Raw genomic sequence first — 12,302 nt, 5'->3', positions numbered from 1 at the left:
ACAATGACAAATCAAATATTATTACACTAACCCAACTAAAACAGTAATTGATTACGCGGGTGATGCTCAATTATTTCGCTCCGTAAGAAATGACTTTCAAGATGAGTATAAATTTCAGTAGTCGTAATTCTTTTATGTCCCAACATTGTTTGTATTGCACGCAGGCTAGCTCCACCTTCAAGAAGGTGTGTAGCAAAAGAATGTCGAAAAGTATGCGGACTAACATTTTTTTTAATTCCTGCCCTAACAGTACAATCTTTTACTAAAAAAAAAATCATTACTCTAGAGAGTCCTTTTCCAAATCGATTTAAGAATATAATATCTTCAAACCCTTTTTTTATCTTAGTTCGATGTCTATCAGGTAGATATAATTGAATTTCTTTGATAGCAGAATTTGCAATTGGGACGATGCGTTGTTTATTACCTTTTCCATTTATTTTTAAAAAATCTTTATTAGGGGAAAAATTTAAAAAAGACAGTTTAATTAATTCTGAGACACGTAACCCACAACTGTACAGTGTTTCTATAATAGCTTTATTGCGTTGCCCTTCTGGATGCGATAAATCAATCGTTGCAATAATTCTATTTATTTCATCTACACTAAGAAACTCAGGGAGCTTTTTCCCTACTTTAGGAAATTCCAAACATTCAGTTGGATTCCTGGTAATTTTCTTCTCTAACTCAAGAAAGTGATAAAACGATTTTATTCCAGAAATAATTCGAGCTTGTGAACGAGGATGTACTCCCATTTTACATAATATCATAAACATATTTTGCAAATCTCTCAGCTCTACGTTCAAAGGGCTTTTATCAATACTTTTAAGATACTTTAATAATTTCTCCAAATCAGATACATAAGCATTTACTGAATTGTGAGAAAGTGCTTTTTCTAACAAAAGATACGTTTGATAAGATTGAAATAAAGAAGAAATATCCATTTTTTCTTTATGAAAAGAACTATTTTTGTATTATACAATAATAATAAATATTTACTTGAAAAATAACATAAAAATACAGATTATCAATGGTTCAAACCTTAACTTACTTGGGATACGCGAACCAAGTATATATGGTAATTTACCTTTTGAATCTTATTTAAAAATTTTGAAAAATAAATACCCTAACATAATTCTTGATTATTACCAATCAAATTTAGAAGGAGAGATTATCAACAAAATACATGAAATAGGTTTTTCTTTTAATGGAATTATACTAAACGCAGGTGCCTATACACATACTTCCATAGCTATTCACGATGCTATTAAAGCAATCGATATTCCTGTTGTAGAAGTACATATATCAAATGTTCATACAAGAGAATCATTCCGACATAAATCATTGATATCAAATGTTTGCAAAGGGATAATCAGTGGATTTGGAATGGACTCTTATCGTTTAGCAATAGAAGCATTAAAATAGAATGATTTCATTAGAGGATTACATCTTAGCCCATATTGATGAAGAAAGTGAACTACTTGCTCGATTATACAGAAAGGCTCATATTAGTTTATTACGTCCACGTATGCTTTCTGGACATTTACAAGGTCGCATTTTGAAAATGCTAGCACGTATGTGTAACTCCAAACGGATTTTAGAAATAGGTACTTATGCAGGCTATGCTACTTTATGTTTTGTTGAAGCTCTTCCAAATAATGGAGAAATACATACAATTGAAAAAGATGAAGAAATGAAGAATTTCATTACTCAACAATTCAATCAATGTATCTTTAAAAATAAAATACACTTACACATTGGTGATGCTTTGGAAATTATTCCAAAATTAGATGGAATGTTTGATATGGTTTTTATTGACGCAGACAAACGTTTATACAATTATTATTACGATTTAATATTCGACAAAGTTAATAAAAATGGTATTATACTTGCGGATAATACATTATGGAATAAGAAAATATTAGAAAAATCACAATCAAATGACAACCAAACTGCTGGTATTCTGAGATTTAACGAAAAAATCAAACAAGATAAAAGAGTAGAGAAAGTCATTTTACCTATACGAGATGGATTAACGATCATTTACAAACTTTAAACACTCAATATTAAGATCTTTTTCCTTTAATATATAAAGCAATTGGTAATTGCAAATTTTGTCCTTCTGCTATCAAAATATGATTGTAAATATATTCAATGGCAATATTAGAAAAAATTAGAAGTAAGGCATCACTATTAATAGTAATAGTAGTAGGCATTGCTTTGTTTATAGAATATTTTCCTGGATTTGCTTTCTTCAACCAAAAGAAAGAAAGTATTGTAATAGTAAATGGTGAATCTGTTAACTATCAGGATTACCAAACAATGGTAGAAGATCGTATTAATGCTACAAAAAAAAACAATGTATCATTAACGGAAGATGAACAAAATCAAATCAGGCAAACGGTATTAAATGAAATAATAGATAATATTCTTCTCACAAAAGAAACTAAAAAATTAGGGTTAGTAGTTAGTAAAGAAGAATATAAAGATTTAGTACTGGGAGAGAATATTTCTCCTATTTTACAACAAATACCAAATTTCCAAAATCTAAAAACTAAAAAAATTGACAAAATAGCTTTATTACAATTTCTTCAAATCATAGAAAACGAAGATTATTCTATGTTTTCTAAAGAACAAATCGCTCAATTAATATCTTTGAAAAAAGCTTGGCTAGACATAGAAAAACAAACTATCAAAGAGCATTTGAAGAAAAAATTTAATACTCTCATTACCTATGCTATTCTTACAAATAATTTGGAAGCAAAAGCACTTTACGAAGAAAAAAAAATAAATGTTGATTTTAATTATGTTGTGCAATCCTATAGTTCCGTTCCTAATGGAAAAATAAATTTATCAGATACCGAAATTAAAAAACTATATAATAAACGTAAAAATCTTTATAAGCAAAAAGAAGCAGTATTAATAGATTACATAACTTTAAACATAATTCCTTCACAAAACGATTATCAAATCGTAGAAAATAAATTCAAAAATTTAAAAATCCAATTGGAATCTTCTGAAGATATTACAAAAATTGTTCAAAACAACTCGGATATCTCTTATTTAAATGCTTATATATCTTACAAAAATTTAAGTGAAGAACAAAAATGTTTTGTAAATAAAAACCATATCGGTACAGTTGGAATTCCTATTTTGATAGATCAAACTTTCAATTTGTATAAATTTGAAGGAATAAAAATTGCACCAGATTCTATCAAAATTAATCTGTTAATGATTCCTCCTACTGCAAATAAAGTTAACTTTGCACATTTATGCGATAGTCTGATACAAGTTCTTAAAACTGGTACTTCTTTTGCAGATATAGCACTAACCATCTCCAAAGGGAAAACAACAGGTGAATTAGGTTGGATAACTGAAACTCAATTGGCATCCCAAATAGACGCTCAATCTATAGATAAAGTATTAGCAGTAAAAATTAATGAACCAAATATTATAAAATTAAATATAGGTACATTCTTAGTACAAGTACTAGGGAAAACAAAACCTATAAAGAAATATAAAATCTTTAATATTCAGAAACGAGTCCTTCCAAGTCAGAAAACAAAAACATATTTATACAACAAATTAAATCAGTTCATTTCGTCAAACCATTCAATAACAGCTTTTAGGAAAAATGCTGAATCTTCTGGTTTTAGCATTCAAACAGACGTCGAGATATTTAAAAACCAAATTAATATCAACAATATTCAAAATGCCCAACAAATTGTACAATGGGCTTTTAATAATAAGAAAGGCACCATTTCTAACATTTTTGAATGTAAAAATGGTGAATACCTTATGGTAGCTCTCATTAAAGAACATTTACAAAAAGGATATCGTTCATTGGCATCTGTTTTTAACATACTAAAAAGAGACTTAATTAATGAAAAAAAAACATCAAAATTAATCGCTAACTTCAAAGAAAAAAAATTAAACACATTAGAACAATATGCAAAAGCAATGAACACTACGCCTCAATCAGTTCAATCTATGAATTTTGCTACCACTCATATATCTAGTATTGGGGAAGAACCTATACTAAACGTTAAAATTTTAGAAGCACCAACAAATAAACTCTTAGGACCCTATACTGGTAAAAATAAAATATACGTCCTTTACATTACTAATAAAAGTATTAGTAAAGAACCTTATGATGCTGAATATTTCCGAAGACAAGCACAAATACAAAATATATATCGGATATACCAGGCTGTTCAATCTTCTGAGCTCTTAAGAGAAAATGCAAAAATAAACAACTATTTCAATCATTTCTTTTAAAAAACCTTTGCTGGGCAATACTAAAGACGAAATCAAGCATTTGGTCAGTAATTTAGACATGCCTTCGTTTACAGCCAAACAGATTACCAATTGGTTGTACAAGAAAAGAGTGTCTTCTATTGAAGAAATGACTAATATATCGTTACTGCATCGTAAACAATTAAATAAACATTATTATATAGAGAAAAAAAAATACTTTTATAAAAAAAAATCTATTGACGGAACAATCAAATATCTATTCTCTATCAATAATAAGTATTTTATAGAATCAATTTATATTCCTGAAAAAGAAAGAGCAACACTTTGTATCTCTTCTCAAATAGGTTGTAAAATGCACTGTTTGTTCTGTATGACTGGAAAACAAGGATTCAAAGGACAATTAACAGCTTGTGATATAATTAATCAAATTATTTATACCCCTGAGAGTGCTTCTTTAACCAATTTAGTTTTCATGGGCATGGGTGAACCATTAGATAATACATCAGAATTATTGAAAGTTTTGGAAATATTAACAGCCGATTATGGTTTTGCTTGGAGTCCAAAACGAATTACAGTTTCTACAATAGGTATTATCCCTAGGCTAAAACAAATTTTAGAAAAAAGCAAAGTAAATTTGGCTATTAGTACGCACTCTCCTTTTCATTCCGAACGTATGTCATTGATGCCTATAGAAAAAAAATATCCAATAAAGAAAGTTATTGAATTAATACGACAATACGATTTTCGTCATCAACGAAGAGTATCTTTCGAGTATATTACATTCGGAGGATTAAATGATGATATAAAACATGCCTCAGCTCTATATAAACTATTGAAAGGAATTTCTTGCAGAATAAATTTGATTAAATATCATTCCACACAAAATAGAGTTTTACCAATCTCTAATCTGGAAAATATGATTGCTTTTCGTAATTACTTGAGTTCTAAAAAAATCACTTGTACTATTCGTTCTTCCAGAGGAGAAGACATTTCAGCTGCTTGTGGAATGCTTTCTATAAAAGAAAACAAAAGAATTTTTTTGTCCTAAAATTACATTTATAACACTGTAAAATGCAGTATATAGCATACTTTTGTGAAAAGTAATTCTGGAATAATTTACAAAGAAAGTATACCTCTTAATAACATTACAAAAAAACCTCTAGAATATTAGTAAAAAACTATCCATTTTTGTTTAATATTAGTATTTTTGCAAAAATGTTAATTAGCAACTAATGAAAATAGCTATTGTAGGTGCAAGCGGTGCAGTAGGGCAAGAATTCCTTCACGTGTTAGAAGAAAGAAATTTTCCAGTAGATGAATTACTGCTTTTGGGGTCATCTCGCAGTAAAGGAAAAATTTATAAATTTCGCAGCGATTCTCTTAATGTAAGGGAATTGAAACATAACGATTTTTTCAAAAATATTGATATTGCTTTTACCTCTGCTGGATCGAAAACTTCTATGACATTTGCCGAAACAATTACTAAATATGGTACAATAATGATAGATAATTCAAGTGCTTTTCGAATGGATAACAACGTTCCATTAGTTGTTCCAGAAGTCAATGCAAAAGACATAAAAAAACACTCAAAGGGAATTATCTCAAATCCTAATTGCTCTACTATCCAAATGGTATTGGCCTTAAAGCCATTAGAAGATATTTCTCATATCAAGCGAATACACGTAGCGACTTATCAATCAGCATCTGGAGCTGGAGCTTCTGCTATGCAAGAATTACTTGAACAACATAAACAACTTGCTAATGGAGAAAAGGCAACAGTTAACAAATTTACCTATCAGTTAGCATACAATATAATTCCTCATATAGACATTTTTATGGAAAACGGTTATACAAAAGAAGAAATGAAAATGCACAATGAAACTAGAAAAATAATGCACTCCGATGTAAATGTAAGCGCAACGTGTGTACGTGTTCCAACCTTGAGGGCTCATTCTGAAGCTATTTGGGTAGAGACTGAACATCCAATATCAACAGAAGATGCCCGCAATGCTTTTAAAAAGGCACAAGGAATTATTGTACAAGACGAACCAGAAGACAAAAAATACCCAATGCCTTTATTTGCAACCTCTACAAACCCTATTTATGTTGGACGTATCCGACAAGACATTTCCAATTCTAACGGTCTATCCTTTTGGTGCGTAGGAGACCAAATTAGGAAAGGAGCAGCACTAAATGCAGTACAAATTGCAGAATATTTAATAAGAGGAAAAATTAACAATGAATTCGTCTGAATGGTTATCTGTAAAAGCATAACAAAGAGTTTCGGAAATTTGAAAATCTTAAAAGGAGTTAATTTGACTATTTCTCAAGGAGAAATAGTCTCTATTGTAGGTGCAAGCGGTGTTGGAAAAACAACATTACTTCAAATTATGGGTACTTTGGATAAACCAGACTCTGGTAAAATTTTTTATGAAAGTATAGATATCAATCAATTAAAAGATAAGGAACAAGCTTTTTTTCGAAATAAAAATGTCGGTTTTGTTTTTCAATTTCATCAACTATTGCCAGAATTTACAGCATTGGAAAATGTTATGATTCCTGCATTAATTGGGAGAGCTAAAATATCAGAAACAGAAAAAAAGGCAAAAGAACTATTAGATTTTTTAAAATTATCCAGTAGACTTGAATATAAACCTGCATATCTCTCAGGAGGAGAAAAACAACGAGTTGCTGTGGCTCGTGCTTTAATTAATAATCCTCTTGTGATTTTTGCAGATGAGCCTTCTGGTAGCTTAGATACTCAAAACAAAGAAGAACTTCATCAACTATTTCTTGATTTGAGAAATAATTTCAACCAAACTTTTGTGATTGTAACTCACGATAAAGAGTTGGCTAAGTTGACAGACCGTACTATCCATATGGTAGATGGTAAAATAATATAGTTTATGTTTTGAAAAAAACTTTTACTCTAATACTGTGAGAAAACCAAAGCATTTTATTTTTTAGTTATAAGTTTTTTATTTAGAAGCTTATTCTCCTCTCTAATTTTTCTAAAAATTCAGAAACTGAAGGAAATGTCGTCTTCGGATGCTTTTTATGTACCATTTTTTAGTAAGCGAAACATCAAAGCAAAACTTACCCCCATTACAAACTCAAATAGGAGAAAAGGATATATTATGACAATTTTTCATTACAAAAATATCTGGAATATACATAAAACTATATAAAAGATAATCTGTATCAAAATAACCAAATACAAACAATCACTAAAATCCGATTAGTAATACTTCTATCAATTAGTAATACTTCTATCAAAGAGAAGCATAAATTCTACTTTATATCAGTATCAAAATCATAATTAAAATGGGATACTAAGAAACTATAGAAGAATTTCTTCAATAGTTTTAATTCTTCTATGAAAATTGGATTCGAATTATTCTCTATTTAGTATTCTAAATTTTATCAATATTATATATAACCTATTTTCTGATAGAAAATCGATTTTTCATTAGATTTTCTAACTTCAGTAATTCATCTCGATAGTAAGCAGCTTCTAAAAACTCAAATCGTTTAGAAGCCAGCAACATCATTTTACGAATTTGATTTATAGTCTTTTTAAGTTGAAAATAACTCATCGTTTGAGCTTCTTTCAGAGTTGTTTCCATACTAGAGGTTAAATTATCACTTGATCTAGTATTTCGTACTAAAGATATTGATATTGATTTTTGTATCTGTTTTGGAACGATCTTGTTTTCTTTATTATAAAGTAATTGCTTCTCTCTTCGCTTATTAGTATCGTCTATAGTCTTTTGCATACTCTGAGTCATTTTATCTGCATAAAATATTACTTTACCATTAATATTACGTGCTGCACGACCGGCTGTTTGCGTCAATGAACGATAAGAACGTAAAAACCCCTCCTTATCAGCATCTAAAACAGCAACTAAAGATACTTCAGGCAAATCTAATCCTTCTCTCAAAAGATTTACGCCTATTAAAACATCAAAAACACCATGTCTAAATTTGTCTATAATTTCAACCCGTTTAAAAGTATCTATATCCGAATGGATATAAACTGCTTTAATATCTAAATTCAGAAAATATGAATTCAATTCTTCTGCCATACGTTTTGTTAGAGTAGTTATTAAAGTACGTTCATTTTTTTCTATTCGTTGTCTAATTTCTTCCATTAAATCATCTATTTGATTAAATGTTGAACGTACTTCAATTATTGGGTCTAACAATCCAGTAGGACGAATAACTTGCTCAGTTATCACACCTTCACACATTTGTAATTCATATTCAGCAGGTGTAGCACTTATAAATATCTTTTGTGGAGTAATAGATTCAAATTCATCAAAAGTAATTGGTCTATTATCTATGGCTGCTGGAAGACGAAACCCATATTCTACTAAATTCATCTTTCTAGAACGATCTCCTCCATACATTGCCCGTATTTGTGGAATAGTTACATGGCTTTCATCTATAATCATTAAAAAATTCTTAGGAAAGTAATCTATTAAGCAAAAGGGACGATCCCCTGATTTTCTTCCATCAAAATAACGAGAATAATTTTCTATACCAGAGCAATAACCTAATTGTTTTATCATTTCCAAATCAAATTTTACACGTTCATACAAACGACGAGCTTCATTATTTTTCCCTAATTCATTAAAAAAACAAACACGTTGATTTAAATCTGACCCAATTTGTTGTATTGCCATATTTACATGTTTTTGAGTAATGGTGAAAAGACCAGCAGGATAAATACTATATTCTTCAAATGTTTCCAACACCTGTCCACTGGTAGAATCAAAAGTACAAATTTCCTCTATCTCATCTCCCCAAAAAATCACACGCAAAGCTACATCACTATAAGCAGGAAGCACATCTACCGTATCTCCTATTACTCGAAAATGACCATTTGTAAAATTAATTTGATCACGAGAATACATTCCAGAAACTAATTTTCTCAAAAAAAACGTTTGTGATATAGTCATCCCTCGCTTAATTGAAACAATATTCTCCTTATAGTTTTCAGGATTTCCCATACCATACAAACAAGAAACAGATGAAACAATGATTACATCTTGTCTCCCTGATAGTAAAGCAACAGTAGATGCAATTCTCATACGTTCTATTTCTTCATTGATTTCAAAATCTTTTTCTATATAAGTATTTGAAGTAGGAAGATAAGCTTCTGGTTGATAAAAATCGTAATATGAAACAAAATATTCAACAGTATTTTTTGGGAAAAAATCTTTAAACTCTTTAAAAAGTTGTGCCGCAAGTGTTTTATTATGACTCAATATTAATGTAGGAACCCCAATTTGTGCAATTACATTCGCCATTGTAAAAGTTTTACCAGACCCAGTTATTCCTAATAAAGTTTGATAAGGCAACCCTTGATTTATTCCATTCACCAATGAATCAATAGATTGGGGTTGATCACCAGCAGGTTGAAAATTAGAAATAAGTTCAAAATTCATTAGTTATAATTTTTTTTCAAAATTAAAGATTATTCAAACTTTTCGTAACATTTCTATATACAAAAACAAAAAATACAAAAGTCTAGTACATTTATTATTGAAAAATACACAAAACTCCTTTCAACTTAACTATACATTTGCATATATTGTACTATAATGTCAGAATTGCATCCTCTTATTTCAGATTTAGCATTTATTCTTGTAATTGCAAGTATTTTTTCTGTTCTATGTAAATTGTTAAAACAGCCCGTTATATTAGCTTATATAGCTTCAGGTATTTTTTTGTCACTATTTCTTAGCAACAGGCAGGAAATGTATAGACATATTAGAGTATGGGCAGATATTGGAGTTATTTTCCTTTTGTTTGGGTTAGGATTAGAATTTGGGTTTAAAAAATTGATGAAAGTTGTCCCAGTTGCAGGTGTTACAGCTATTACTATAGTAACAGCAATGATAGGATTGGGCTATTTAGTTGGGACATGTATCGGTTGGTCTCATGTAACAAGTCTCTTTTTTGGTGCTATGCTTTGTATGTCATCTACAATGATTATTATGAAAATATTTGATGATCTAAATTTTAGTAAAAAGAAATTTACAGAAATTGTTTTTGGTATTTTAGTAATAGAAGATTTGATTGCTGTTATATTGATGGTTTTACTTTCTACCATTGCTATTAGTAGAAAATTTGAAGGGAAACAATTATTTTTCAACTTGATCAAACTGGGGGCTTTTTTATTATTTTGGTTTACATTGGGGATGTACCTCATTCCACTAATTTTACAAAAAGCCAAACGTTTTCTCAATGATGAAGTATTGCTAATACTTAGTATCGCTCTTTGCCTAGGAATGGTCTTTCTTGCTACCCAAGCAGGGTATTCTTCAACTTTAGGAGCATTTGTTATTGGTTCAATTCTTTCAGAAACAATCGAAGGGAAACAGATTGAACATTTAGTACTGCCTATTAAAAATTTTTTCGGGGTTTTATTTTTTATTTCAGTAGGTATGCTCGTTAACATAAACACATTAGGAGTATATATTATATCAATAATAATTGTTAGCTTAATTGTTATTATAGGCCAAATATTGTTTGCAACAATAGGTACTCTCTTATCTAGTCAAAATTTAAAAACAGCAATATTTACAGGTTTTTCTCTAGCTCAAATCGGTGAATTTTCCTACATTATCGGTTCTTTAGGACTTAATTTGGGTGTTATTGAACAATCTCTTTATCAAGTAGTCATATTTACCTCTATTGTAACAATTTTTGTTGCACCTTATATAATGAAATTGGCACCTATTACTTATGATTTTTTTGTTAAGAAATTACCACCCAAACTATTATATTTTTTTAATAAAAATTCATTTGAAAGTAGTTTGATAAAAAATGAAAATTTATGGAGAAAACTATTAAATAATATGGCAATATTCTCAGGAATATATTTTTTCCTTGCTTGTACTATTGTTTTTTTTTCGCTAAAATACGGGCATCCGATTGTTCAAGAATATTTACCTAATTTTCAAGGAAATTTACTCTTCAATTGTTTCGTTATCTTTCTTATTTCTCCACTTTTGTGGATAATTATTTTTCTAAATAGAAATTCTCCTGAATTTTTACAACTTTGGAGTGAAAATGAAAAAAACAAAATAAGATTAATTTTTACTATTATATTTCGGATTATAATCTGCATCGGGTTAATTATGTATACTTTAATACAAATTTTAAACTTACATTCTATAAGTGCTTTCACAATAGCATTAACTTTTTTACTACTATTTTTAGTAGTAAAAAAACTCTTCCAACATTCCAATACATTTGAACATTTTTTTATAAAAAATTCAAATACCGAAAAAAAAAATAAAAAATCAGAAATAGCTATTAGTAAGGGGTTTACAAATCATTTAATGGAACAAGATCTACATTTGTCTGATTTTAAGATAGAATATAATTATTCCATTATTGGAAAGACTCTAAAAGAATTAAATTTTAGGAAATATTTTGGTATTAATATAATAACTATCCTTCGTGGAGATAATAAAATCAATATCCCTCATGGAAAAGAACGCATTTACCCCAAGGATCACTTGATTGTTTTCGGTACAGATAAACAAATGGAATTGTTTCAAAAACAATTAGAAAAAGAAAATACCCAATCATACTACCAAGATAGTAATAAAAAGTCACTAGGTAGTGAGATTATTCTGCAACAATTTGAAATTAATTTTAATTCAAAACTAATTGGTCAAACTATTCTTTCTTCGCAGATGCAAGAAAAATATCATTGTCTTTTGGTCGGAATTGAACGAAATAACACTTCCACCATCAAACTTGACTTAATTACACCCTTCAAAAAAGGAGATATACTTTGGATAGCTGGCGAATATCATAACATAAAGGAATTTAAAAAAATATGACATGCGATACAGTTCAGCTGAATATGTAAACCGAAATGAAATTTTGTTTCAGTAATAATTCAAAAAAAAGGAGTTAATAAAAATATTTTTTTTTGAGCTGATGTTTTGTAACATGGAAAAAATATCACTAGAATAACTAACTCACATAACTCTTTAAAAAAATCCTTTCAAAGGAAAAATAATATATCA

The 12,302-nt window shown here is 29.1% G+C and carries 9 protein-coding genes; 7 read left to right on the top strand and 2 right to left on the bottom strand.

Translation table 11 applies throughout. The features are described 5' to 3' along the window. Positions 1-35: 35 nt before the first annotated feature. Positions 36-938, bottom strand: coding sequence for a site-specific tyrosine recombinase (locus ACZ5QM_RS02205; protein WP_464182359.1), 903 nt, complete (start codon positions 936-938; stop codon positions 36-38). Between the two features lie 67 nt (positions 939-1,005). Between ACZ5QM_RS02205 and aroQ the strand changes: the two genes are divergently transcribed. The 6 genes from aroQ (at position 1,006) to ACZ5QM_RS02175 (ending at position 7,154) form a co-directional block, all read left to right on the top strand. Then, positions 1,006-1,419, top strand: a complete 414-nt coding sequence (gene aroQ, locus ACZ5QM_RS02200) for a type II 3-dehydroquinate dehydratase (protein WP_464183322.1) — start codon at positions 1,006-1,008, stop codon at positions 1,417-1,419. 1 nt (position 1,420) lies between these two features. Then, positions 1,421-2,050 (top strand): O-methyltransferase, encoded by a 630-nt coding sequence (locus ACZ5QM_RS02195; RefSeq protein ID WP_464182357.1) that lies wholly within the window; start codon positions 1,421-1,423, stop codon positions 2,048-2,050. Positions 2,051-2,148: 98 nt separating this feature from the next. After that, positions 2,149-4,272: a peptidylprolyl isomerase gene (locus tag ACZ5QM_RS02190; RefSeq protein ID WP_464182354.1), complete on the top strand. Its 2,124-nt coding sequence runs from the start codon at positions 2,149-2,151 to the stop codon at positions 4,270-4,272. Beyond that, the gene (rlmN, locus tag ACZ5QM_RS02185; protein WP_464183319.1) at positions 4,262-5,299 is read left to right on the top strand and encodes a dual-specificity RNA methyltransferase RlmN; all 1,038 of its coding nucleotides are present in this window, start codon (positions 4,262-4,264) and stop codon (positions 5,297-5,299) included. Before ACZ5QM_RS02190 ends, rlmN begins: the two co-directional genes overlap by 11 nt. Before the next feature lie 184 nt (positions 5,300-5,483). Then, the gene (locus tag ACZ5QM_RS02180) at positions 5,484-6,503 is read left to right on the top strand and encodes an aspartate-semialdehyde dehydrogenase (RefSeq protein WP_464182353.1); all 1,020 of its coding nucleotides are present in this window, start codon (positions 5,484-5,486) and stop codon (positions 6,501-6,503) included. Next, complete coding sequence (locus tag ACZ5QM_RS02175; protein WP_464182351.1) at positions 6,504-7,154, top strand: ABC transporter ATP-binding protein; 651 nt, start codon at positions 6,504-6,506, stop codon at positions 7,152-7,154. 537 nt (positions 7,155-7,691) lie between these two features. On the opposite strand, the gene uvrB is transcribed toward ACZ5QM_RS02175, so the two are convergent. Further along, a complete protein-coding gene (uvrB, locus tag ACZ5QM_RS02170; protein ID WP_464182349.1) occupies positions 7,692-9,701 on the bottom strand; it encodes an excinuclease ABC subunit UvrB in 2,010 nt (669 codons plus the stop codon). Between the two features lie 156 nt (positions 9,702-9,857). Here uvrB and ACZ5QM_RS02165 point away from each other — a divergent pair, with 156 nt between their 5' ends. Continuing rightward, the gene (locus ACZ5QM_RS02165) at positions 9,858-12,113 is read left to right on the top strand and encodes a cation:proton antiporter domain-containing protein (RefSeq protein ID WP_464182347.1); all 2,256 of its coding nucleotides are present in this window, start codon (positions 9,858-9,860) and stop codon (positions 12,111-12,113) included. The last annotated feature ends 189 nt before the right edge of the window (positions 12,114-12,302 follow it).

The sequence above is a fragment of the Azobacteroides sp. (SeqCode) genome, assembly GCF_055395615.1.
This window is presented reverse-complemented; position numbering and strand designations above follow the sequence as displayed.

Coding starts and splice junctions, on each gene's coding strand:
- ACZ5QM_RS02180 (WP_464182353.1), top strand. CDS start 5,484: ATGAAAATAGCTATTGTAGGTGCAAGCGGTGCAGTAGGGCAAGAATTC.
- ACZ5QM_RS02195 (WP_464182357.1), top strand. CDS start 1,421: ATGATTTCATTAGAGGATTACATCTTAGCCCATATTGATGAAGAAAGT.
- ACZ5QM_RS02190 (WP_464182354.1), top strand. CDS start 2,149: ATGGCAATATTAGAAAAAATTAGAAGTAAGGCATCACTATTAATAGTA.
- uvrB (WP_464182349.1), bottom strand. CDS start 9,701: ATGAATTTTGAACTTATTTCTAATTTTCAACCTGCTGGTGATCAACCC.
- ACZ5QM_RS02165 (WP_464182347.1), top strand. CDS start 9,858: ATGTCAGAATTGCATCCTCTTATTTCAGATTTAGCATTTATTCTTGTA.
- ACZ5QM_RS02205 (WP_464182359.1), bottom strand. CDS start 938: ATGGATATTTCTTCTTTATTTCAATCTTATCAAACGTATCTTTTGTTA.
- ACZ5QM_RS02175 (WP_464182351.1), top strand. CDS start 6,504: ATGGTTATCTGTAAAAGCATAACAAAGAGTTTCGGAAATTTGAAAATC.